The sequence below is a fragment of the Streptomyces sp. NPDC051064 genome (assembly GCF_044455985.1).
Lineage (GTDB): Bacteria > Actinomycetota > Actinomycetes > Streptomycetales > Streptomycetaceae > Streptomyces.
On the sequence record NZ_JBITFK010000011.1, the window covers coordinates 193,818 to 216,421 of the forward strand.

Consider the following 22,604-nt stretch of genomic DNA (forward strand, 5'->3'; position numbering starts at 1 on the left):
CTTGCTCAGGCAGAACCTCGTCTCGGCCGCGTAAACACCCGCAGTCCAGTTCGCGGGGGGAACTTCAGACGGTGGCCTCGCTGCCCCCTTTGGACTCGGGATCGAACGGGATGCAGGTATGCACTTGCAGGCCGTAGTGGCGTCCTGCCACGACTTGAGGATGACGGACCGCGATCCCGGCGACCCGGTCGATGGTCATCGTCTTCTCGTTGTCGGTGAGTAGACAGGTCGGTGCCCCGCCGATCGCCCGCAAAGTGGAGTCGATGCACGAGATCACCGTGGGCAGGGTCCGGTCCCAGACCGGGATCACCACCCGGAAGCGGGACCACGCCAGCCACGCGCAGAACAACAGCGTCTCGCGCTCGCTTCCACCGCCCGGACCAGGTACTTTCGGGCCCCATCCCCAGTCGAACTGCAACCAGAGACCGGGCTCGGCGATCCACGTCCGGAAGTACGACGGTGGCCGGCCCGCCACTGTTCCCTTCGCCCGCGCGACCGCCCGCCGCGTCGTCCGCTCGTCCCCGGTGAACCCCAGTAGCTGGAGGCGTTCGTGGAGCTTGTCGGCTCGCACCGTGCGCTGCGACCGGTCGACCCACTCCTCAATCTTCGGCATGAATGGGTCGATCAAGGATCTTGTGCTGTCCGCTCTCAACTCCTAGGATCCATGCCGTCCGAAGGATCGGTTCACGTTCGCAGTATCGAACACGGCCCCGGCCGAAGCGGCTTGCGCATGGCGCACATGCCGGGCATGACAGCACTCGCATCATCCGTACCAGTAAGGCTCTCCCCCACACGTCAAGTGCCGGACTTGGAAGGGTGCACCTGGCATTCGTGCGGCGAGCCCCGATCGCCTCCTGGAGCATCGTGTGACGTCACCCGCACCACGCCCGCGCCTGTGCCGCGCGGCCGTGGTCCTCCTATTAGACCTGGCGCGGTCGGCCGGTGGTCCAACTCGTAGGCCGTGCCTGGGGCACGTCGTATCCCAGCCCCGCCCTGCCGCCCCCCACCCCGCCAGGTCACCCCACTGACTGGAAGGGAACCACAATCCGGACCACGACAAGTGGTCCGCCAACAACGGCCTGACCCTGCGCACCGCGACGGCCCACCAACCACCTGTACTGGGCCCACAATCCCCTCACCCACCGGGTTCAGGGACCCGCCTCCACCGCGACCATCCAGCTGGACTACGCGACGATCCGCGACGGACAGCAACTGGAGCACCACCGGCGCCGAAGTCGCGAGCGCCAACGTCACGGCGGTCGCATCCGGCTGCGCGCGGCCGCCGACATCCGCCCCGGCGCCTCCCGTCCGGGAACCTTCTCCCACAGCACCGATGGCACCAGCTTCACCCGCATGGGGCCCGCGTTCACCATGGGCCACACCTGGCAGTTCTTCACGGGCTACCGCTTCGCCCTTTCCAACCACGCCGCGCAGACGCTCGGCATCTCCGTCCGCATCGCACGGTTCGCGCTGACCACACCCCGAGCGCAGCAACGTTCCTCCCTCGCATCTGACCAGCTGCTCAGTCCCCGACCCGCAGCACCAGGAAGGACCACACCATGGCCAGTACCGCCGTCCACGGGCCAACGGCTCACCCGACCGCAGTGAGATCACCCGCCACCGGTACGAGACTCACCCGGGCAGCCGCCTGGGTGGTGGGCCTCCTGCTGGTGTTCGCCGTCGTTCCCGCCGCTGTGCAGCCCACGGCGGCCAGGGCCGACAACCCGATCGTGCAGCACGTCTACACCGCTGACCCGGCCCCGCTGGTGTACAACGGACGGGTCTACCTCTACACCGGGCACGATGAGGACGGCTCCAACTCCTCCTTCGTGATGAAGGACTGGCGGGTGTGGTCCTCCGCCGACATGGTCAACTGGACCGACCACGGCTCACCACTCAGCCTGGCCACCTTCAGCTGGGCGTCCTCCGACGCGTGGGCGGGCCAGGCCGTCGAACGAGACGGCAAGTTCTACTGGTACGTGCCGGTGACGGCCCGGGCGACCGGCCGGATGGCCATCGGCGTGGCGGTGTCGGACAGCCCCACCGGCCCGTTCCGGGACGCCCTCGGCCACCCCCTGGTGGAGAACAGTGAGATCGACCCGACCGTCTTCATCGACGACGACGGCCAGGCCTACCTGTACTGGGGCAATCCGAACCTGTGGTATATCAAGCTGAACGCGGACATGACGTCCTACGCAGGCAGCCCCGTCCAAATTCCGCTCACCACCGCGGGCTTCGGTACCCGCACCGACAACCCGGACCGTCCCACGCTGTACGAAGAAGCACCCTGGGTCTACAAGCGGAACGGCCTGTACTACATGGTGTACGCGGCCAGGTGCTGCTCGGAGTTCATCGCCTACTCCACGGCACCCAGCCCGACCGGGCCGTGGACCTACCGTGGAACAGTCATGCCCGCCCAGGGCAACGCCTTCACCAACCACGCGGGCATCGTGGACTTTCAGGGCAACTCGTATTTCTTCTACCACAACGGCGCCCTGCCGGGCGGCGGCGGTTTCACCCGCTCGGTCGCAGTGGAGAAGTTCTCCTACAACGCTGACGGAACGATCCCGACGATCAACATGACGAACACCGGTGCACCCCAGCTCGGTGCGCTTGACCCGTACGTACGCCAGGAGGCCGAGACGATCACCTGGGGTTCCGGGATCGAGACCGAATGGACCAGTGACGGCGGAATGGACGTCGGCTGGATCGAAAACGGCGACTCCATCAAGGTCAAGGGCGTGGCCTTCGGGGCCGGCGCCTCCTCCTACACTGCGCGCGTGGCCTCCGCCGCCGGCGGCGGCACCGTCGAGCTGCGCCTGGGCAGTCCGAGCGGGACGGTCGTGGGCCGGTGCAGTGTGCCGAACACCGGCGGCTGGCAGGCCTGGACCACGGTGACCTGCCCGGTGAGCGGCGTGACGGGAACCCAGGACCTCTACCTGCGGTTCACCGGCGGCAGCGGCTACCTGTTCAACATGAACTGGTGGCAGTTCACCCGCGCCGCGTAACCGCACCGCGTCGACTTGCTCCTCGGGCTGAAGCCCGAGGGTTCCGGCCTTCCCGTCCGAAGACCGTGCCGCGTAGCGGCACGGTCTTCGGACGGGAATCCGTGGCTTCCTGCTTCGTCGCGCTGTGCCGGGACGAGTCCTGGTCTGACCTGCGCTCCACAGGCTGTAACCGCCAGTCCGGCGGCCGTCTTCACGTCCCCCCGCCGACGTCCCCCGCCTGACATCACCGCCGCCCTGACGGCGGCGCGGCGCGGAGGCCCCGCCGACGCGCAACACCAGTGAGCGCGCCCCGAGCCCCGGCTGCGTCCGCGCCGCCCATCCCGCCCTCCCACATCCTCAACTCCAGCCAGGGCATAGTCGAAGGGGTCGCAACGGGGATGTCAGCAGCCCGACCACGCCATACGCCGGTGGCGACCTGGGCGGATTTCGGTGAGTGCTGTCACGTTGTTGGGTGTGTGAGTGCCTGACAGCGTGCTGGATGTGGCCTGCCCGGGTGTCGGCCTGGGTCAGGCTGTTGCGGGCAGGCCGGCGAAGCCGGTGATGTGGTCCCAGATGGCGAAGCGGATGATCATCTCGGCTCGGTAGTGGGTAGCGGACAGGCTGTGGCGGTGGGGTCGGAAGTGGGGTGCGATCCCGCTGAACGCGGCGAGGGATCTCTGCGCTCCGCCGGTGCTGCGGAAGCCTTTCATGGCATGTTCGCGCTGCCGGGTCGGTTGGTGGGAGTTCTCGGCCCGGTTGTTCAGGCCTTTGTGGGAGCGGTGCTCGACGGAGGGCATGACCTCGCGGTGGGCGGCTCCGTAGGAGCGGAGCTTGTCGGTGACGACTACCCGGGGCACCGTACCCGTCTTTGTGAGAAGGCCACGGAAGAATCGCCTGGCCGCGGCCTTGCCACGTCGGTTCTGCACGAGGATGTCCAGCGCGTTGCCGTCCTGGTCGACGGCCCGCCTCAGGTATTTCTGCTCGCCGTTGATCTTGATGAAGACCTCGTCGAGGTGCCACTTGTCGCCGGGGCGAGGGCGCCGGCGGCGCAGGGAGTTGGCGTAGGGCTGCCCGAACTTCAAGCACCAGCGGCGGATGGTCTCGTTGGACACGACGACGCCGCGCTCCAGCATGAGCTCCTCGACCTCGCGGAAGCTGGGCGGGAACCGGAAGTACAGCCACACGCAGTGCGAGATGATCTCGACCGGGCACCGGTGCCCCTTGTACGACGGCGACGCGGACGACACGGGCGATCCCATCCAGACGCGATCAACCACGAGATCATCCCACCCCGCTCAGTCAACGTGGCAATGCCCTACCAGCGCGAGAAGATGGCCATCGCGCCCCTTCGACGCGGGCTGCCGCTGGATAAGCCCCGCGAGCGGCCGCCGTCCCCACGCGAGACCCCCGCTGGATCGCCACCCACCCGGACCGCGGCGGCCTACACGTCGCCCACCGCCTGCACCGGCTCCTCGATCACTGTCCGGAACTCAAGCACGCCCACGACCTGGTCCGCCGGTTCGCCGCCATGCTCGACAACCGTGAGACCGCACCCCTGCCGTCCTGGCTCGACGAACTCTCCCGCAGCGAACTGCCACCACTTGCCGGCATCGCCGCAGCCCTGCGCGAAGACCAGCACGCCGTCGCCCAGGGGATCTCCACCACCCACAACTCCGGCGTCAACGAAGGCCGCATCACCGACGTCAAACTCCAAAAACGCCTGATGGCAGGACGCGCCGGCGTTCCGCTCCTGCGCCACCGCGTCTTCCTGATCGCCCACCTCCGCCGCCGTTACGCGGACCGGCGCGCAGCGGCGGCCAGATGATCTCCGCCTACGAAAATCTTGCCAGAACCGCGTTCACACGTACGGCGACAGTTGCACTCCCTTTCTCTGCGCCCTGGCTCTCAGGACGCTCACTCACCACGTCTGGCACCGGCTCGCCCCCATGGCTCTCGAGGTTCAGCCGGCGGAGCGGCCGCCGTCGATGACCCAGATCTGACCGGTGACATGGCCGGCCTCGGCGTCGTCGAGGAGAAAGGCGGCAACGTTGGCGATCTCCTGCGGGGTTCCGAGCCGGCCCTGGGGGACCTTGCCGGCGAGCATCTCGCGCTGGTCGGCTGGGGCGTTGTCCAGGATGGGCGTGTGGGTCACGCCCGGGGCGACGGCGTTGACGCGGATGTCCTGGGTCGCGTACTCGAGGGCGGCGACGCGGGTCATCATCACCGACGCGCCCTTGGAGACGATGTAGGCGGAATTCGGCGGTGTGGCGCGGAAGCCGCCGATGGAGGCGGTGTTGACCACGGCGCCGCCTCCACCTTCCAGCATGAGCCGCACTCCGGCCTGGAGGACCAGGTAGGCGCCACGGACGTTGATGGCCAGGACCCTGTCGAAGGTCTGGACGGGGTACTCGTGCAGCGGCTGCGTCGCGCCGCCGATCCCCGCATTGTTGGCCAGGAGGTCCAAGCCGCCGAACTCGGTGCGGATCCAGTCCTCGGTGGCACGCACATCGGCCTCGTCGGCGACGTCGAGGTGCCGGGCCGTGGCCCGGTCGCCGAGTTCGGTGGCCAGCTCGTCCTGCCGGCCGCTCACGTCGGTGACGATGACGCGCGCGCCGTCGGCGACCAGGCGTGTGGCGATCGCCCGCCAGATGCCCGAGCCGGCTCCGGTGACCAGCGCGATCTTGTTCTCGAATCGTTCCATGAACTCTCATGACACCTGAGGCCAGCCCGGACGTTTGCGCTTGGCGCGCACTCGGGCGAACGCAGCGAAGGTCACTGCCCTTCGCTGGACTGACGACTATCGTGCAGGCCGCGCTTGTCCACGCACGTGAGTAGGTCGGGTGCGCCAGCGGTGCTCGGCCTACTTCAGGAAGTCTGGCGCCTTGCCGGGTTTGGGACGAGGCGTGTCGCGAGGCCCCGGCGGCTGCGAAATCGCGGCCGTATGTCCACCAGAGGGAACTCAGGGCCTGCTACGCCAGGACAGGCAGCGATGCGAGCCCGCGAACGAGGCGGGTACGCCGCCACTCCAGCTGATCAGGAGATGCGGCGAGCCGGGCTCCTGGAAAACGAACCAGCACAGCTCGCAGGGCGATCTCCGCCTCGGCCCTGGCGAGGGGCGCGCCGACGCAGCGGTGGATGCCGTGGCCGAAGCTGAGATGAGCGGCTGCGTCTCGATCCAGGTCGAGCACGTCCGGCGACGGGAATCGTTCCGGGTCTCGGTTGGCTGCTCCGAGACTGACCAGCACTGGAATATCGGCCGGGATGTCTGTGCCGCCGAGCGTGATCTCTTCCGTGGTGAATCGGAAGGTGCCTGTACTGACAGGGGAATCGAACCGAAGCAGCTCGTCCAGCACGGCAGGGACGCCGTCCGGATTCTCCCGAAGGCGATCCAGCTGCGCCGGGTGCTGAAGTAGCGCCAGTACGGCGTTGCCGAGGAAGTTGGTGGTGGTCTCGTGCCCGGCTACGAGCAGCAGCACCGCAAGAGAGACCAGTTCTTCCTCGCTCAGGCGCTCATCTCCATCACGAGCCGAGATGAGCCGGTCAAGTAGAGAGCTACCGGGGGACAGGCGTTTGGCGGCGATAAGGCTGGTCATGTAGTCGGCCATCGAATGCGAGGCCGCGTCGACGGCCTCAGGCCTTCCCGCCGCGAACAACTCTGCGGACCAACGTTGGACATCGGGCCGGTCCCCCTCCGGAACTCCGAGTAGCTCGCAGATCACCAGGACCGGTAGGGGCACCGCGAGGCCGGCCACGAAGTCGAACTGCTCGCCGGCAGGCCACTGATCCAGCAGCTCTTCGGTGACCTGGGCAATGAAGGGACGGAGCTCCGTTACGGCTCCGGTCGTGAACGCCTTGGTCACCAGCTTGCGCAGCCGGGTGTGCTGCGGTGGGTCGCTGGCCAGCATGGTGTGAGCTACCGCAGGGTGCAGGCGACGCTGTGACTCCTTGCCGGCGAAGAAGACGGACGTGTCCTTCGAGAGCCGAGAGTCGCCTAGGGCCTCCCGGGCCTTCGCGTAACCGGTTACCAGGTAACTGATGCGTCCACCGGAGCCGGCAGGCACGGGCTGCACCGGACACTTGGAGCGCATGGCCGCGTAGGTGGGATAGGGGTCCTGGAGGAAGCGAGGATCCTGAGTCGGGTCGGTCATGCGCTCAGCCTCCAACCAGTTCCGGCCGGCCATCGTCTCTGACACGCCCGACACGGTTGGCGTAAGCGTCAGTTACTAGAAGAAGCCACTCCGTGGCAGCCCGCAGGTCCTTCCGGGAGGCAACTCCCGCAGGCGGCGGAGCGATATCGTCGGCGACCCGGCCCGTCCTCAAGCCGGCCAGGGCTGCCTTCAAGACGGCCGCCTCGACTGCTGCGGCACGTTCCTCCGTCCCAGTGCCGAAGGCGTCCTGAGCCGCCTCTTGTACCGCGCGGGGTCGATACGCCCGAAGGGCGAGGCTGCCGTCGCTGATCTCGATGACCCGCCGCTGAAGCAAGAAGTCCGAGTCGTTCGAAGAGTCCTGGGCGTCGTCAGTGGTGGTCAGGACGATCTGCGGCATCGCCGCTGAAAGGTCCTGCCAGAGGGAACCGAGAGCCTCGCCAGGACCGGCAACCTGGTGACGGCCCACCGGCACGGGGTCCGTTCGGCGATTTCGTCCACGATGACCTGCGCGGCGATGTCGTCCAGTGAGTCCGGCTGTTCGAGGCGTTCCCGCGCCAGAGATGCGGCGGCCGCCCCACGCGAGGTCGTCGCGGGTCATGGCGGTGCAGCGTGCCAGCGTCCACAGGTCGGCGGGCCCCAGGTCGTCGACCGTGTGCTGGATGCAACGGGCGACCGCGTCCGACAGGGGCGGGACGTGGGCATTCAGAAGGCCGGCGCGCACCTCGGTGGCCGCGCTCACGTCGCCCGGTTGCAGCGCGCCCAGCGGCAGCGAGGTCGCTGCGTGAAGTACGCGCCCGTAGACGCGCCGTGCCGGATGAGGACCGGAGGGCGGTGCAGGGCGCCCCGACAGGGAGCACAAGGCGTCCAGCAGGTTCACCGGTGCAACCCTCAGGTTGACGCCCGCTCTCGAGAGGCGATCATCCATCGTGTCCCCTCCTTATTCAGGGATGGAGGCCGGTCAGGCGCGGTCCCGGGGGCCGCGCCAGACCGGCCTTGCCCTGTAGCCGAGTCAGTCGTCCAGGACTGCCAGGGCGTCGATCTCCACGAGCAGCCCCGGAGGGAGCTGCATGTAGACGGTGGTGCGGGCGGGGAAGGGCTCGCCGACGGCCGCCGCGTATGCCTCGTTCAGCTCGGGCAGGTGGGCGGGGTCGGCGAGGTAGGCGCGGAGCATCACGACGTCTTTCAGTCCGGCGCCGGCCGCCTTGAGTACGGCGGTGACGTTGCGCAGGGTCTGCGTGGTCTGCTCGGCGACCGTGGTGCCGACGACCGCGCCGGTGGCCGGGTCGAACGGGAGTTGCCCGGAGACCTGAAGGATCGGGCCCTTGCGGATGCCCTGGGACAGTGGGGCTGCCGGAGTGGGTGCGTTCTCGGTGGTGATAACGGTTTTCATGGTGTGTCCTTGACGGAAGGGCGCACAGAGCGATCTGTGCGAGGGGGTCAGGCCCAGGCCTGTCGTTCCTGGCTGCGGGGGTCGTCGACCTGGGTCCACTCGGCGTCGATGTGCATCGTGGTCCGGTGTGTGGTGGCGTACTGGTCCCAGCCGGGGTTGCCGGTCCTGGCGAAGCGGATCCAGGCCTCGTGTGTGCGGGTGGCGAGGTCCGCGGGGGGCTTGTCGGGGCCGAGCAGGACGCCCTCACCCGCCAGCTGCGGGAGTCCGGCGATGTCGAAGACGAAGGGGAGTTCCATCGTGTGGGTGGCGCCGAGGTCTCCGCCCAGGGCCTGGGAGCGCCAGGCGAACTCGTAGCTGAACGTGGCGGACTGGGGGTGGGCGGCATGTGCGCCGACCAGGGCCCAGCTGCCCGCGCCGAACAGCGCGTCGCCCATGATGGCCGACCGCAGCTCACCGAAGGACGCCTCGGGGCGGGTGTTGCGGTACGTCTCCACGAGCTGCGCGGGCTTCGGGTGCGAGCGCGCCGCCGTATCGTCGACATCGTCGGCGGTCGAGGTTGCGTACTTGTCTACCGGGACCAGGTAGAGGTTTCCCTCCTCGGTGTTGGTCCCGATGAGCAGGTCGACACCGGCGCTCAGACCGGCGCCGACGGATACGGCGGGCTGTGTGTCGAGCACGAGGCTGAAGGGGCTGAGGCCGATCAGCGGATCGTGGTGCGTCTCGGTCCGCAGGTCGATGCCCGTGAGCCGGGAGGCGGCCTCCACCAGGCGCTCGTCGGAGATGTCCGCGAAGGCGTCGGTGTGCGGCTCGATGCCCAGTTCCTCGGCCGCGGTTTTGGTGACACGGGCGGCCTGCTCGGGGGTAAACGCCCCCAGACCGCTGCCGCTCTGCACGATCGCCCGGCGGAACAGGCCCGCGACCTCAGGGGTGGCGAGGATGCCGCCGACGACGGTCGCCCCGGCCGACTGGCCGAAGAGGGTGACGTTGTCCGGGTCACCGCCGAAGGCGGCGATGTTCTCCCGCACCCAGCGCAGCGCCGCGACGACATCGAGCAGGCCGCGGTTAGCGGGCGCCCCGGGGATGTCGAGGAACCCGGCGATGCCCAGCCGGTAGTTGAGTGTGACCAGGACGACGCCGTCGCGGGCGAAGGCGGAACCGTCGTACAGCGCGGACCGCGTCGATCCGGCGACGAACCCGCCGCCGTGGACGAACACCATCACGGGCAGAGCGCTGTCTGCGGTGGTGGGCTGGAAGATGTTGACGGTGAGGTAGTCCTCGCCACGGCTCCAGCCGGCGCCGAAGTAGGGGGCCATGTCGATGCTGCCGAGCGTCCGCTCGGACTGCGGGGCGTTGGGGCCGGGCACGGTGGCGTCCCGTACGCCGTCCCAGGGCTCGTGCGGCTGCGGCGGGGCGAACCGGCCGGCGCCCATCGGAGGAGCGGCGTAGGGGATGTTCAGGAAGGTGGCGGTGCCGTCGTCCTGACGGAGACCGCGGACGGCTCCCTGTGCGGTGGTGACGACGGGCTCGGGTTCGTGGCTCACAGCTATGCCTTTCCGGGGGCGTCAGCCCTGCTCGGGGTACGGGGCGAAGGGCGCCCAGCCCTTGATGTCGAACGTGTTGCCGTTACGCGCGATTTCGGCGGCACCGTGACCGCCCAGGTGCGCGGGGATCAGGAGCGCGTTGTTGTCGGCCGCCCAGCCCAGCACCTTGCGGCGGGTGGCGCGGGCGCCCACGGGGTCCTCGCAGAAGCAGCTGTTGGCGTCCGGCTCGACGATCTGCACCGGGTTGTGCAGCAGGTCACCGACGAACACCGCGCGGTCCGTCCCGGAGCTGAGGGTCAGCACGGACGAGCCGGGGGTGTGTCCGGGAGCCGCGTCCAGGCGCAGGTCGGCGTCGATTTGGTGGCTGTTCTCCCACAGCAGCGTCTGGCCGGCCTGGTGCACCGGGGCCACGCTGTCCTCGAAGACGTTCTGGTTGCCGCGCCCGGGCAGCGGCTGGTGGCCGTTTGCCGGGTTCCAGAAGTCGAAGTCGTCCTTCGGCATCAGATAGGTGGCGTTGGGAAAGGTGGGGACCCAACTCCGCCCGTCCAGGTACGTGTTCCAGCCGACGTGATCGATGTGCAGATGCGTGTTGATCACGATGTCCACGTCCTCGGGCTGGACACCTGCCCGGGCGAGGTTGGCCAGGAAGTCCGTCTCCAGGTGGCTCCAGACCGGCGCGTACGGGCGCTCCTTGTGGTTGCCCACACCGGTGTCGACGAGGATGGTCTTGCCTCCGCTGCGCAACAGCCAGGTCTGGATCGCGGAATTCACGGTGTTGGTCTCGGAGTCCAGGAAATGCGGGGCCAGCCAGTGGACGCCGTCCTTCCAGACTTCCTGCGAGCTTTCCGGGAAGAAGGCGTGGGGCTCCATTTCGACGGACCCGTAATATTCCCAAACGCGGATGATGGAGACGTTGCCGAGCGTAATCTGTGCCATGTGATTTCCTTGGAGTCCGTAGGGTTTAACCAACCGTACGAGCGGCTTCAGCGGGCGCGGTATCCGTCACGTGACTGCACCGGTGCGTACGGCTCTGAACAGGGGCTTTTCCTCTTTTAGGCCAGGTCAAAGGCGAAGCGGCTCCCCGTTTCGAGTTCCGTTCCCGGATGCCTTGTGGATGAGCGCGTGGCTACCTCGCCGCGTTCACGAGACGACAGCCGGATCCGTATGCCCGCTTGTCGGCCGTGTCGTGTGCGATGGCTGTCCCTGCCCTTCACGCCGAAGGCTTTGATGCCTGCGAATCAGCGAAATGCAAGGGTGTGCGGTCACCCCGTGATGCGTTCTGGCGGGTGTCAGACGGCTTGGGCGTTGCATTGGTCCTCGAGATCGACGCAGCGCACCGCTATAGCCGGGGCCGGTTCACCGGGAACCCGAGGTGGCGACCGCGATGTGTCTCTTGCGGCCGTTGATGCCCTTTCCGGCGTCGAAGCCGCAGGTAGCTCTGGAGTCGCAGGGGCATCGCCGTGGCCGGTACGGACCCGTCGGCGGAGCTGGTCGGCCGACAGGTATCTGCGCCGGCGTATTCGATTCCCGGGAGTCGGGCTGAATGTCCGAGTCCCGAGTGACGAGCTGTGCGGCACCGCGATTCATGTTCCCGCCGCCGCGTCTGCAGGATGGGACCATGATTGAGATCCGCACACCCCGTCCTCTGCTGCGCCGATGGCTGGACGACGACGCTGTCCACCTGTCCGAGATCCATGCCGGTCCTGCGGTGATGCATGGCATCGGCGACGGCAGGCCACGCTCCCCCGGGGCAGACTGCCGGGGACATCGAGGCGTGGGAGGAGGCGTGGGACGAGGAAGGCTTCGCTGATCGGCCGTGAGTTCACGGCCGCCGCCCCGGGGCGGAATCTGGTCGGTGTCATCACCGACACCCCCACCGACGCGAGGGCTGGCTGTATCTGGCGACGTGGCTGGACCTAACGACCGGCGAGATCGTCGGCTACTTGATGGCCGGCCACCACCGTGCATCCCCCGTGGTCGACGCACTGACGATGGCACCGGCCGCAGCGGCCTCCAGCCCGGCTGCATTGTGCACTCGGACAGTGAAAATGTGAAGTACCGGATATTCCGAGCCTCTTGACCCGCACAGCGATGGACGCGCCAGGATGCGGGTGCTGGGATGCTCTCGCGGCCTCCTGACCCGTACTCCGATCGACCGTTGCTGTCCTTCCTCGGACTTGTCGGTGGCCCGCGGGCATCCCGGCGAGGCGCTCGCCTCGCCGAGGGGAGCTTCTTCGCGCCGCTGAAAGCCGAGATCGGCACCCGCCGCCGGCCCGACCGGACCACGGCCCGCGCTCAGATTCTCACCTTCATCGAGACCTTCTACCACCGCAAGCGGCTGCGGCGGCATCCAGTCTGGGCTACCTCACCCCGCTGGAGACCCGGCAGCGCCACGAGCAAGAACACGCCCTCGCAGCGTAAGCATCGAGTGTCCACTATTACGGGGAAACTGCACTCAGCCCTGGACGCCGGTACCCGACAGGATGCCCTCGACCACGTCGCGGAGCTGTGAGCGGGCGGTGATGCCAAGCTTGGGGAACACCCGGTAGAGGTGAGAACCGACCGTGCGCGGTGAGAGGAACAGCTTTTCCCCGATCTCACGATTCGTCAGGCCACGGGCCGCCAGCTGGACGATCTGCTGCTGCTGGGGGCTGAGTTCGGCGAAGGCAGTGGGTATGACGTCGCCGGCCTCGATGCCGGCAATGCCGGCGGCGCGAAGTTCTGCCTGTGCCCGCTCGCCCCACGGCCGCGCGCCCAGCCGCTGGAAGGTTTCCAGGGCGGCGCTCAGCAGCGGACGGGCCTCGGCGATACGGCGCTGCCGCCGAAGCCATTCCCCGTAGTCGAGCTGTGTCTGCGCCCGTTCGAACGGCCACTGCTCACCTGCGGGTTCCTTGAGCGCTGCGCGGAAAAACGGCTCCGCGTGCTCGGGTTCCGCCAGCAGGGCGCGGCCCCGGTCGATCAGTGTCCTCACCCGTGCCGACATGCCTGTACCGAGGCGACGCGCCGACCGTTCCAGTAGCTCTGCGGCGTGCTCCTGTCGTCCTCGGCGGACGGCCGCCGCCACCAGTTCGGCCAGGAGGGTGTAGGAGACGTGGTAGTGGACCGGATCGCCGTCATCGGTGAACGCGGAGCGGAACTGCGTGTACGCGGTGCCGTAGTCGCCCTCGGCCACGGCCGCCATCCCCAGGGCCCGACGCGCGAAGACCGCGACGGAGCGGCTCTCCAGTGGATCGACGAGAGCCAGAGCTCGTTCGACGAGCCGGCGTGCGGTGGCCGGGTCGCCCAGCAGAGCGACCACCGTGGCATCGAGTGCATGAGCACACGCCTCGGCATGGTCGAGTCCGGCCGACGATGCCATGGCCGCGATGTCAGTCGCCACCGAGCGGGCCTCGGCCCATCGGCCCTGCTCCAGGCGGGTCCAGCCGGCCGCGCATCCCAGTCCGTCCGGGAGCCATCCACAAGCCTGCCACTGGTCGAACGCCTCGTCGAAGGTCCTGGCGGCGAGGGTGGTCTGGTCGAGCAGCCAAGCGACGATGGCCAGAGCGGTCAGGCGACTGGCGTCGCCCTTGGCCTTGGCGATGAGCCCGGGCAGGACCGGTGTGAGGACGGCTCCTGCGCCGCTGGGGTCGGAGACGACCAGGACCCAGGCGCGCAGCGCCGCTCCGGCGGCATCGTCGGGCATACGGGAGAGCAGGCTCTGGATCTGTCGCTGCTGGGACTCCTCGCCCGAGTAGTAACGGACCACCGCCGCCGCAGCCAGCGCGTCGAGAACGAGGGGCGACCGGGCGACCGTCACCTCGTCGGCAACACGCATGAGCAGGGCGAAGGCTGCTGTGTGATGGGAGCCCAGGGACATGAGCTGTCCGGTGGCCAGCGCGGCTTTGCCCAGCAGTGCCTGGTCGTCGGTGCACTCGCGGACTGCGGCCTCCAGTTGTTCCACCCAGCCGAGTTGACCGGTGAAGACGGCGGTGGCGGCGGCTTCGGTCAGAAGACGCGCCCGGTCCTCGCGGCGCGGGCTGAGTTCCGCGGCGCGCTCCTGGGCCGCGGCCGCGGCCGCGAAGCCACCCCGGCGCCGGGCCCGGTCGGCCGTCTGCTGCAGTGCGGCCGACACGTCCTGGTCGGGGCGTACGGTCGCGGCGGCGAGGTGCCAGGCGCGGCGGTCGGGCTCCTCGCGCAGCAGCTCCGCGAGAGCGAGGTGGGCCCGGCGGCGTTCCTCGAACGACGCGGCATGGTAGACGGCGGAGCGGACGAGCGGGTGACGGAAGGAGATCCGGGATCCGTCCTGGCGCACGAGACCGGCCCGGTCCGCGGGCACCCATGCCTCGTCGTCCGCCTCGGGAAGGCCCACGGCCGCCGCCGGAGCGTCCGCCGCGTCGGCGGCCGCGAGCAGCAGCAGGATGCGGCGGGTCGGTTCCGGAAGATCCGCCGCGTGCCCCGCGAAGATCCGCTCCAGTCGGTCGGTGACCGGCAGCGGGCCCTGCACGCCACTACCCCCGGGGTGCCGGATCGCGGTGGCGTGGGCCAGTTCCACCAGAGCCAGCGGGTTGCCGGCCGCCTCCTGAAGGATCCGCACCCGAGCTCGGCCGGTGGGCGGTGTGGGTTGCCGGTCCAACAGTAGGTTAGCCGCCTCAGCGTCCAGCGGGCCGAGTTCGAGGCGCTCGTATCCCTTGTCGAATCCAGGCAGGGCGGCCGCGGTGCGGACTCCGACCAGCAGCGTGACAGGCTCGCTGTCCATGCGTCGCGCCACAAACGAGAGAACGTCCAGTGATCCGCGGTCGATCCACTGGGCATCGTCAACCACTACCACCAGCGGCGCGGTTTCCGCCAGGTCCGACAACAAGGTCAGGACCGCCAGACCGACGAGCATTGCGTCGGGAGTCTGCGCACACTCTTCGAGCCCCAGAACGGCTCGGAGCGCGGCGCGCTGCCGCGACGGCAGTCCCTGCGCTTCAGCGAGTACCGGGCGCAACAACTGATGAAGACCAGCGAACCCGAGGTGCGCCTCGGATCCGCTCCCCACCGCCCGCAGCACTCGGCCACCCGCGCCCCGTGCGTGATCGGCCGCGAGGTCGAGCAGCATGCTTTTTCCGGCACCCGGGTCACCCGTGACGATCAAAACGTCGCTGCGGGACCGGTCAGTGCCCACACGCCGGATGATCTCTGCGGTCTCGGCTTCTCGGCTCACCACCGCCGGACCGGAATTCCGCGTCGAGCGCTGGTCCCCACGAGCCCTTCCATCGTTTTGCACGGATGCTCCAAGGAATCGAAATACCCCAGACACTAGCGTGGAGCTACGGCGACAGCGCCGACAGCGGCATCGAACCCGCTCACAGCACTCAGAGCGCAGTCGTCGTCCGGGGCACCGATGCAGTCACATGACTGCATACCCCGACTGTTCGTCGAGCCGCAGAATCGTCAAGCGGGCACTGCCACGTCTTTCCAGGGCGGCGGGCAGGAACGGCCGTGCGTCGCCGGTGGTGTCGTGTGGGTTCCGTACGGCATGCGGTCGCTTGTCCGCCACTGCTACGCAGTCGACTTGATTGGGGAAGTGCATGAGAAGACCCGGGTGGCTGACCGCGCTCGTCTTAGCGGTAACGCTGGTGGCGGTGGGAACGGCGGAACCGGCCGAGGCGGCGGGGGAGGCATGTGCCACCGCTGGATCGAACTTCGCCAGCCAGTCGATCGCGGAGAGCACGGCGGCGTTGCGGATGGGGTGCGCCCGCGACGCGGGATCGCTGCGGTCGCTGGCGGGCAGTGACGCAGACATGGTGGCCGCCATCGCCTTCAACACCGCGCAGCGGCCGGGCGAGTGGCAACGGCAGATAGGGCAGATGGTCGACACGGTGCGTGCCGAGAAGGACAAGGGGCTCACGCTCAGCGAGTCGTTCGACCTGCACGCGCAAAAGAGCAACGTGGACTTCTACGATCGGCAAATCGACGTTCGGTTCGACGGCAGCATCCGGGTCGTCGGCGACAGCCTCTTCACCGTCGCCTCCCCAGGGAGGACGGCTTTGGCGATGGCGGTCATCCAGTGGGACCGACGCGGCCGGTTTTTTGTCTCACGACCAGACGAGTCGCCCTTCGGCGACCTCGCAGACCGGATAGTTTCCATCGGCGATCTTCGTCAGCATCTCCGCCACGGAGTCGAAATAGTGAGCCAGTGATTCGTACTCGCCCGTGGTCGTGATATCACCCACGAACCAACTGCCGATCCGCCCGTCCCGCGCGTCGATGAACTTTCCCATCCAGCCGTCCTGGTCCGACAGGAACGGGATCCACTCATTACGCCAGAACGGATTGTCCGGCTGGTCCGGAGGGTCGAATCCACCGGACATGAAGCGGTTCGCGTAGAGCTTCTCCATCGCCCGGATGCCCAGAAAGAAGCTTCCCTCGTCCGGGAACCCGGCGAAGCCGCAACATGCCACCTCGTCGTCCACATCTTCCTCAGGAAGATCCAGATTGTTCTGCAACAGCCACGCCCGCAGATCCTGAGGAAGGGAGATACCCATCCGTTCCTCGGCGCCCGCGAGCATCTGCTCCGTAGCGGGCCCAGGCAGATCCGCGTGATCGGCCGGGGCATGCTGCCGAAGAAGATTCATCACGCGGGACCAGCTCTCCGCCACGCTCATTACCCTCTGTGCCCTCTCTACATGGATGCCCCATACGACTGCGCCACTGCAGGGGTTGCGGAGCGCCGACCTGAGGGACCTCGCAGGGATGGTACTCCGGGCAGGCTTCCTGCCCCTCCCCTACGACCACCTTTCGCCCCGAAGTGCAGGACCGGCCGCTCAGCGAGGTGACAAGCCGCCAACTCCTCACAAACTAAGCCGCCGTGCCCGGCGGGCCCAGCCGAGGTCGCCATCCAAGCGACCTCTCCGATGCCCGATGGGAGCTGGTCGAGCCGGTCCTCACCGCGTGGCAGGCAGAGCGTCGAGGCCGCGGACTGGACATCGGCAGGCCACCGAATCACGACCTGCGAAGCCTTCTGGACGCGATCCTCTACGTGAACCGGACCGGGATCCCGTGGCGCTACCTGCCGCACTACTACCCCCACTGGAACACCGTCTACGCCTACTTCGCCCGCTGGCAGGAAGAAGGGGTCTCGACCAGCTCAACAACCTCCTTCGCCGGCAAGTCCGCAGGCAAGAGAGGAACCGCAGTGAGCAGCGGGTACAGCCCCACGGGGTACCGGCCGGAGCCGACCACAGCTCCAACGACCCACCCCCCGCCGCACAGGGCGGGCCGGACGCCTTCACCGAACTCGTTGCACAGCTGGAGGCCCGGGCAATCGGCGGAGGTGCACGGCGGTGGGCAGGCGGTGCGCAGGCCGGCCGCCGCCGCCATCTCCCGGACCCCGGTGGTGCGCGGGTGGCGGGCCGTGAACGTCGCGGACGGCGACAGTCTGTGGGAACGGGAGGTCGCGCTCCTCCGCCCTCACGCACTGCCGCCCCCGCGAGGACGGCCACTGACGGCACGCACGAGGCCGGCCCCCACGCGAACCAGCGGGGGCCGGCTCCCGCGCCCGGGTGAATTCGGCCGGCCGACCAATCGGTTCTCTGACTGTTGCCTGAGCTGCCCCCTCGCCCTGCGCCGCCGGAGGCCGGCCCCCGGCGGCGCAGGCGGCGTCAGGCGGACAGGCCGGGTAGTTGGTGTAGCCGGTGGCGTCGCCGCCGTAAAAGGTGTTCCAGTCGCTGGCGTTGAAGGGGCTTCCGGCCTCAAGGCGGCGAGGCAGGTCGGGGTTGGCGAGGAAGAGCTGTCCGAAGGCGATCAGGTCCGCGGTGCCGTCCTCGACCAACGCGAGTTCCTCGGGGCCGGTGGGGCGTCCCTCGGTGTACGGGTTGAGGATGAAGGCGCCGGGGAACAGGCCGCGCAGGGAGCGCGTCAGGTCACGGTCGCCGACCTCCAGCACATGCAGATACGCCAGACCCAGTCCGGAGATCTGCTGCACGAGCGCCTCGTAAGCGGGGCGCGGGTCGGGCTCGTCGATGCCGTTCAGCTTCACCCCGGGCGAGAGGCGCAGGCGCCGGCGCGGGTCAGCCCAGAGCGGCAAGGAACAGAGATCATGATGCCGGTCATCTGGACGAGTCCACTCCGTACCTGAAGCAGCTCCAAGGGGAGGAAGGGCCCATCGTCCTGATCAACACGTTCATAGCCCCGGACGGGAAAGTCGACGAGGTGCTGGAAGCGTGGAAGCGGGACGCCGCGTACTTCCAGAAGCAGCCCGGTTACATCTCAGCCCAGCTGCACCGCGGCACCGGTGGAAGCCGGATGCTGGTGAACGTCGCTGTCTGGGAGTCGGTCGCGCTGCTCCGGGCCGCCTTCTCTGCGGAGGAGTTCCAGAAGGCTCGTTCCAACTACCCCGACGGATCGGTGTCCTACCCGCACGTCCTCCAGAAGGTCGCGGTGGAAGGCATCTGCGTCGAGTGATTTCGACGCCAGCGAAGTGACGTCCGTCGGACTCACACGGCGCAGAGCTCAACGGCGATTCTGCGACTCTGGGGTTGAACAGGCGTTGCTCGGCGGATCGAAGTGGTGAGGGCAGGAGCTCACCACTTCGATCCGCCTTGGCGGTGTGGTCGGAGCCATCGGCTTCGTCTGGCGGGGCCGCACCGCCACGATCTCGGACACAGACATCAGTAGCTTCTTGAATACCGTGACCAGGCCGTTGCTCGCCTCGGGCGCCGGTATCGGCAGACGGTTTGGAACTTCCTGACCATCTGCCCGCCGACGAGTACCGAGACAACTGTCACCCGGCACAGGTCGCCGGTCAGAACATCACTGCGTCGGCCTTGCGGTTTGCGCCCGATGACTATGCCCTGCCAGGTCTTTGAGCCTGGATTACTGGGCCGACTCCGCAGCGGTCACTGAGTTGGCGGTGGTGGGCGTCGAGACAGGGCTGTAATAGACGGAGCGTCCTTGCTTGGAGCGCTCCAGCAGTCCATGTGCGACGCCTTGCTCGAGGGTGGTGCGTACCACCGTGACCTGGGTCTTGCGCTGGGGGTTCGACTCGGTCAGGGCCGCGGCTACCTCAGCTGCGGACTTCGGTTCCCTCTGATCGGCGAGGTATCCGGAGACCAACTCACGCCACGTCGGCTCGCCCGATCCCTTGCCTGCTGTGGTCCCGCTTGCGGGAGTCTCCGCGGCGGCCTGCGCCTGAGGCTTGGGCGCGCGGCCCCGCTTCTGCGATGCCGTCTTGCCCGGGGGGCGGCGGGCAGTGGGAACGGATGCCGCCTTGCGGCCCTTGCCCGCAGCCGGTTTACCGCTCCCGCCCAGGACATCCTGCATCTTGACCAGAACCTGCTCACCCTCCTCCAGCAGAACGAGCTCGCCCTGCAGCCGGGTCAGCTCAGCACGTACCCGCTCCTGCTCGCTCCGGTTCGCCGAAAGATCATCTGTGATCCTCTGTGCGTAGTCTGCGCCGATGGTGGGCGTAACAGTGGTTTTGGACATGCAGTCCTGGCCTCTCGCGGTGGCTCATACGTATGGCCGCTGATGGTACCGATACCAACAGAGGCAACGCCCCAATAGACACCACCTCACCCCAGCGGAGACCTTCCACGCGAACCGGAGAACCCGGTGCTTGCTGAAGGAAGGAGGGTGCCGCGGAGTCATACAGCCGCCGCGCGAGGGCACTATTCAGAGGGCTTTTCATATGGGGGAGTTCGCTGAGGCAGACGAGTGCGTGTCCTGTTTACTGACGGCACTGACCCACCTGGCTGGGGGTGTCGTTGGCGGCGCGTGTTCGGTCAGTCACTCTCCTGGTAGTTCATGAACCAGTGGGTGTCGAAATAGCGGGCCATCGTGAACGGGTGGTGCGGGTCGATGAGGATGCGACAGACGAATTGCGCCGCCTGACTGTCGAAGGGGACGTCCTCGCCGTCGAACGACCGGACAACGACGGGCCAGCGGTCGGGGTCGTCGTCGTCGGCTCTCCAGCAGTACAGGTCCTCGTGCTCCGTGCCCGCCCAGATGAGTAGCCCGTCCTCCCTGAGATCCGTCCACGGCTCCTGGTTCAGGCTCAGATACGCGTCGAAGGCGCCTTCGCCGAACGTTTCGACCATGCGCTTGTAGTCGTTCGGGAGCGCGGTGCCCAGGCGCGACTCCACCTCCGCCCAGTGCACGTCCGCCCGCTGGGCGGGCTGTGTCCAGCCGGTGATCCGTATGAGCCGTTCCATCCAGTCGACGTCCTCGTCCTCGTCTGGAGCGGCCGACACAAGTTCTGGTAGGTGCCTCTGAGCGACCACCAGCACCGGCCGCTCAACTCCTTCGGCATCTCGCGCCGTACCTGTACCGACCCACTGATCCCCGTACGCCCACGCCCGCATCTTCACGGCCCGGTCCTCGAAGGGGACGAGGAGAGCCGCACCCAAGGAATCGTCGACCGTCGGATCGGTGAAACCGTCGAGGACGAGGGTGCGTGGGGCTCCGTACCTGTCGGCGAGCAGGCCGGTCAGAGCTTGCGGGTCCAGGTCGCTGGGCAGGTACATGTAGCCGTCTGCTGGGCCTAGCTGGGCCAGCAGATCGTTGACGGTCGTCTGTGTGAGCTTCATGGCGGACAGTGAAGCGCACCGCACCGACAATGGGCGTGCTCGGACGGATCCGACGTCAATTGGAGCGTTGGTGGACCTGAGTTCATTCAGCGAGCCTGCGATGGCATATGAGCGTCGCTGCGATGGCTGTGAAGGCGAGAAAGTGCTCGGGCTTGCGCTCGTAGCGGCGTTGGAGGCGTCGGCAGCCGGATAGCCAGGAGACGGTTCGTTCGGCGACCCAGCGGTGGCCGGCCGAGCCGCTGCGAGGACTCGACGCCTCTCCGGGCAATGTGGTGGCGTATGCCGCGTCCACAGAGCCATCGCCGCAGGTGGTCGTAGTCGTAGCCCTTGTCCGCGTGCAGCTTTGCAGGCCTCCTGCGGCGCGGCCCACGGCGGGAGCGAATGGGCGCGATCTCACGGATAAGCGGTTCCAGTCCCTGGCTGTCGTGCTTGTTGGCGTGCGGTCCGTTACTTCAACCGGACCGGATCTCATGGCTCTACATTCCGCGCGAACACTGTCTGCGGCTACTTCGCCCGATGGCAGGAAGAGGGTGTCTTCGACAAGCTCAACAGCCTCCTGCGCCGCCAAGTCCGCAGGCAGGAAGGCCGAGACGACGAACTAGCCGCGTGCGTCATCGACTCCCAGAGCATCAAGACCTCCACCAACGTGCGGGCCGCCGGCCAGGGCATTGGCGCAGGCAAGAAGATCGTGGGCTGAAAGCGGAGCATCGTCATCGACACCGTCGGGCTCCTCCTAGTACTCCAGCTGTAGATCGTGATCTTCATGTCTGAGCTGCGGTTTGTCGTTGGTAGTGGCCGGATTGGGCTCGAGCTTGGTGGCGGCGTCGCCAGTCGGACCAACCAAGCCGGTGGGCCGTGTTGTGGACGGGCTGGACGACGAGAGTGATGAGCAGTCGCTGGATTTCATTGCAGGTCAGCGGGATCAGGTCGGTGGGGCTGGGGTTGCGGGCGTGTTCGTCGGCCCGGACGACGGCGAGGAAGGCATGGGCGAGCATCGCCAGGGTGACCCATCGGGTCCAAGACACGAACCGTCGGACCTGGTGCTCATCGAGTCCTGCCAGGCCCTTGGCGGACTGGAAGGTCTCCTCCACCCGACGAGGGTGGTCAGCGGCACGGTCTGGGGCGAATAGCAGCGGTAGTAGGCGAGTTCGCCGGTGGAGCGGTTGCGGCGGATCAGCAGTTGACGGTGCCCAGGGCCGGGGTCGGCAATGTCGATGACGGCCCGGTCGTAGAGGCGGTGGCCCTTCGCGCCTGCCCCAGCGGACAACTTCTGCCAGGCCCGCTTCGGCAACTTGCCGACCAGGGCATCGACTCGGAACTTGCCTGCTCGGGTGGTGATTTCGGTGGTGCAGGCGACGGCAAGAACATAGCCCAGACCGCGCTTTTCCAGTGCGGCCCGCAGTTTCGGGTTGCCGCCATAGACCTCGTCCCCGGCCGCCCAGGAGGCGTGATGCCCGGTGTCCAGGAACCGTTCGATCATCACGGTGGCCAGCTCCGGCTTGGTCGCGAAGTCCCGCTCGGCAGGGATGCCCGCGGCCCGGCAGCGGTCGGGATCGGTGGTCCACGACCTTGGAACGTACAGCTCCCGGTCCACCGCGGCGTGCCCGCGACTGCCGGCGTAGACGAGGTAGACGGCGACCTGGGAATTTTCGATCCGGCCTGCGGTACCGGTGTACTGCCGCTGCACGCCGACCGTGTGCGTGCCCTTCTTCACGTCGCCGGTCTCGTCGACGACGAGCACCGCCACATCGTCGTGGAGGTGCTCGACCACGTAGTCGCGGACATCGTCACGGACCGCGTCCGCGTCCCAGGAAGCCCGGCACAACATGTGCTGCATTCCGTGCGGAGTGGCCTCCCCTGCCCACTCGGCGATCGTCCAGCAGTTCTTACGCGGCAGGTCCGCCAAGAGGCCGAGCACCAACCGGCCTGCCCGGCGCCGGGGTTCGACCCGCATAAACCGGCCCGCCACCCGCCCCATCAGCCTCTCG

General features: G+C 67.9%; 16 protein-coding genes and 6 pseudogenes. 7 read left to right on the forward strand and 15 right to left on the reverse strand.

Features of this window, described 5'->3' with window-relative positions:
* Positions 1-67: 67 nt before the first annotated feature.
* Positions 68-625 (reverse strand): annotated as a pseudogene (locus tag ACIBCU_RS33330) (IS21 family transposase); the annotation flags it as partial.
* Positions 626-924: 299 nt separating this feature from the next.
* On the opposite strand from ACIBCU_RS33330, the pseudogene ACIBCU_RS33335 reads away from it, so the two are divergent.
* Together ACIBCU_RS33335 and ACIBCU_RS33340 are read left to right on the forward strand one after the other, a co-directional pair.
* Positions 925-1,608, forward strand: a pseudogene (locus ACIBCU_RS33335) (hypothetical protein); the annotation flags it as partial.
* A complete protein-coding gene (locus tag ACIBCU_RS33340; protein WP_399236030.1) occupies positions 1,560-3,008 on the forward strand; it encodes a glycoside hydrolase family 43 protein in 1,449 nt (482 codons plus the stop codon). The pseudogene ACIBCU_RS33335 and the gene ACIBCU_RS33340, both read left to right, overlap by 49 nt.
* 506 nt (positions 3,009-3,514) lie before the next feature.
* Here ACIBCU_RS33340 and ACIBCU_RS33345 read toward each other — a convergent pair.
* Positions 3,515-4,246 carry an IS6 family transposase gene (locus ACIBCU_RS33345; protein ID WP_362928503.1) on the reverse strand — a complete coding sequence of 244 codons (732 nt, stop codon included), beginning with the start codon at positions 4,244-4,246 and terminating at the stop codon, positions 3,515-3,517.
* A gap of 200 nt (positions 4,247-4,446) precedes the next feature.
* On the opposite strand from ACIBCU_RS33345, the gene ACIBCU_RS33350 reads away from it, so the two are divergent.
* Positions 4,447-4,812 carry a hypothetical protein gene (locus tag ACIBCU_RS33350; protein WP_399236150.1) on the forward strand — a complete coding sequence of 122 codons (366 nt, stop codon included), beginning with the start codon at positions 4,447-4,449 and terminating at the stop codon, positions 4,810-4,812.
* A 135-nt stretch (positions 4,813-4,947) separates the two neighbouring features.
* On the opposite strand, the gene ACIBCU_RS33355 is transcribed toward ACIBCU_RS33350, so the two are convergent.
* The 7 genes from ACIBCU_RS33355 to ACIBCU_RS33385 form a co-directional block, all read right to left on the reverse strand.
* Positions 4,948-5,688: an SDR family NAD(P)-dependent oxidoreductase gene (locus ACIBCU_RS33355; protein ID WP_399236032.1), complete on the reverse strand. Its 741-nt coding sequence runs from the start codon at positions 5,686-5,688 to the stop codon at positions 4,948-4,950.
* A gap of 268 nt (positions 5,689-5,956) precedes the next feature.
* Positions 5,957-7,135 carry a cytochrome P450 gene (locus ACIBCU_RS33360; RefSeq protein WP_399236035.1) on the reverse strand — a complete coding sequence of 393 codons (1,179 nt, stop codon included), beginning with the start codon at positions 7,133-7,135 and terminating at the stop codon, positions 5,957-5,959.
* A gap of 4 nt (positions 7,136-7,139) precedes the next feature.
* Complete coding sequence (locus ACIBCU_RS33365; RefSeq protein ID WP_399236037.1) at positions 7,140-8,060, reverse strand: DUF6545 domain-containing protein; 921 nt, start codon at positions 8,058-8,060, stop codon at positions 7,140-7,142.
* A gap of 84 nt (positions 8,061-8,144) precedes the next feature.
* Entirely contained in the window at positions 8,145-8,525 is a 381-nt protein-coding gene (locus tag ACIBCU_RS33370; protein ID WP_362928513.1) for a Rid family hydrolase, read from the reverse strand.
* A 47-nt stretch (positions 8,526-8,572) separates the two neighbouring features.
* On the reverse strand, positions 8,573-10,066 hold the full coding sequence (locus ACIBCU_RS33375) for a carboxylesterase/lipase family protein (RefSeq protein WP_399236041.1): 1,494 nt from the start codon (positions 10,064-10,066) through the stop codon (positions 8,573-8,575).
* A 21-nt stretch (positions 10,067-10,087) separates the two neighbouring features.
* The gene (locus tag ACIBCU_RS33380) at positions 10,088-11,002 is read right to left on the reverse strand and encodes an MBL fold metallo-hydrolase (protein WP_399236042.1); all 915 of its coding nucleotides are present in this window, start codon (positions 11,000-11,002) and stop codon (positions 10,088-10,090) included.
* Positions 11,003-12,521: 1,519 nt separating this feature from the next.
* Positions 12,522-15,314 carry an AAA family ATPase gene (locus ACIBCU_RS33385; protein ID WP_399236044.1) on the reverse strand — a complete coding sequence of 931 codons (2,793 nt, stop codon included), beginning with the start codon at positions 15,312-15,314 and terminating at the stop codon, positions 12,522-12,524.
* A 304-nt stretch (positions 15,315-15,618) separates the two neighbouring features.
* On the opposite strand from ACIBCU_RS33385, the gene ACIBCU_RS33390 reads away from it, so the two are divergent.
* Positions 15,619-16,230 (forward strand): hypothetical protein, encoded by a 612-nt coding sequence (locus ACIBCU_RS33390; protein WP_362928521.1) that lies wholly within the window; start codon positions 15,619-15,621, stop codon positions 16,228-16,230.
* On the opposite strand, the gene ACIBCU_RS33395 is transcribed toward ACIBCU_RS33390, so the two are convergent.
* Positions 16,126-16,695, reverse strand: a complete 570-nt coding sequence (locus ACIBCU_RS33395) for an SMI1/KNR4 family protein (protein WP_362928523.1) — start codon at positions 16,693-16,695, stop codon at positions 16,126-16,128. The two genes, ACIBCU_RS33390 and ACIBCU_RS33395, sit on opposite strands and share 105 nt — an antisense overlap.
* A gap of 203 nt (positions 16,696-16,898) precedes the next feature.
* Between ACIBCU_RS33395 and ACIBCU_RS33400 the strand changes: the two are divergent.
* Positions 16,899-17,222: pseudogene (locus ACIBCU_RS33400) on the forward strand (transposase); the annotation flags it as partial.
* 96 nt (positions 17,223-17,318) lie between these two features.
* Here ACIBCU_RS33400 and ACIBCU_RS33405 read toward each other — a convergent pair.
* Positions 17,319-18,116 carry a hypothetical protein gene (locus ACIBCU_RS33405; protein WP_399236161.1) on the reverse strand — a complete coding sequence of 266 codons (798 nt, stop codon included), beginning with the start codon at positions 18,114-18,116 and terminating at the stop codon, positions 17,319-17,321.
* A gap of 86 nt (positions 18,117-18,202) precedes the next feature.
* Here ACIBCU_RS33405 and ACIBCU_RS33410 point away from each other — a divergent pair, with 86 nt between their 5' ends.
* On the forward strand, positions 18,203-18,493 hold the full coding sequence (locus ACIBCU_RS33410; RefSeq protein ID WP_362928561.1) for an antibiotic biosynthesis monooxygenase family protein: 291 nt from the start codon (positions 18,203-18,205) through the stop codon (positions 18,491-18,493).
* 411 nt (positions 18,494-18,904) lie between these two features.
* Here ACIBCU_RS33410 and ACIBCU_RS33415 read toward each other — a convergent pair whose 3' ends face one another.
* The 3 genes and pseudogenes from ACIBCU_RS33415 to ACIBCU_RS33425 all read right to left on the reverse strand — a co-directional run.
* A complete protein-coding gene (locus ACIBCU_RS33415) occupies positions 18,905-19,516 on the reverse strand; it encodes a hypothetical protein (protein WP_399236047.1) in 612 nt (203 codons plus the stop codon).
* A 296-nt stretch (positions 19,517-19,812) separates the two neighbouring features.
* The gene (locus tag ACIBCU_RS33420) at positions 19,813-20,616 is read right to left on the reverse strand and encodes a hypothetical protein (RefSeq protein WP_362928527.1); all 804 of its coding nucleotides are present in this window, start codon (positions 20,614-20,616) and stop codon (positions 19,813-19,815) included.
* Between the two features lie 82 nt (positions 20,617-20,698).
* Positions 20,699-21,053, reverse strand: a pseudogene (locus ACIBCU_RS33425) (transposase); the annotation flags it as partial.
* On the opposite strand from ACIBCU_RS33425, the pseudogene ACIBCU_RS33430 reads away from it, so the two are divergent.
* A pseudogene (locus tag ACIBCU_RS33430) lies at positions 21,041-21,310 on the forward strand (IS5/IS1182 family transposase); the annotation flags it as partial. The pseudogenes ACIBCU_RS33425 and ACIBCU_RS33430 sit on opposite strands and share 13 nt — an antisense overlap.
* Positions 21,311-21,377: 67 nt before the next feature.
* Here the strand turns inward: ACIBCU_RS33430 and ACIBCU_RS33435 are convergent.
* Positions 21,378-22,594 (reverse strand): annotated as a pseudogene (locus ACIBCU_RS33435) (IS701 family transposase).
* Positions 22,595-22,604: the final 10 nt, after the last annotated feature.

Excerpts from the sequence above, each read along its gene's own strand:
- ACIBCU_RS33340 (WP_399236030.1), top strand. The coding sequence starts at position 1,560 with ATGGCCAGTACCGCCGTCCACGGGCCAACGGCTCACCCGACCGCAGTG.
- ACIBCU_RS33345 (WP_362928503.1), bottom strand. The coding sequence starts at position 4,246 with ATGGGATCGCCCGTGTCGTCCGCGTCGCCGTCGTACAAGGGGCACCGG.
- ACIBCU_RS33355 (WP_399236032.1), bottom strand. The coding sequence starts at position 5,688 with ATGGAACGATTCGAGAACAAGATCGCGCTGGTCACCGGAGCCGGCTCG.
- ACIBCU_RS33360 (WP_399236035.1), bottom strand. The coding sequence starts at position 7,135 with ATGACCGACCCGACTCAGGATCCTCGCTTCCTCCAGGACCCCTATCCC.
- ACIBCU_RS33365 (WP_399236037.1), bottom strand. The coding sequence starts at position 8,060 with ATGGATGATCGCCTCTCGAGAGCGGGCGTCAACCTGAGGGTTGCACCG.
- ACIBCU_RS33370 (WP_362928513.1), bottom strand. The coding sequence starts at position 8,525 with ATGAAAACCGTTATCACCACCGAGAACGCACCCACTCCGGCAGCCCCA.
- ACIBCU_RS33380 (WP_399236042.1), bottom strand. The coding sequence starts at position 11,002 with ATGGCACAGATTACGCTCGGCAACGTCTCCATCATCCGCGTTTGGGAA.
- ACIBCU_RS33390 (WP_362928521.1), top strand. The coding sequence starts at position 15,619 with ATGAGAAGACCCGGGTGGCTGACCGCGCTCGTCTTAGCGGTAACGCTG.
- ACIBCU_RS33395 (WP_362928523.1), bottom strand. The coding sequence starts at position 16,695 with ATGAGCGTGGCGGAGAGCTGGTCCCGCGTGATGAATCTTCTTCGGCAG.
- ACIBCU_RS33415 (WP_399236047.1), bottom strand. The coding sequence starts at position 19,516 with ATGTCCAAAACCACTGTTACGCCCACCATCGGCGCAGACTACGCACAG.
- ACIBCU_RS33420 (WP_362928527.1), bottom strand. The coding sequence starts at position 20,616 with ATGAAGCTCACACAGACGACCGTCAACGATCTGCTGGCCCAGCTAGGC.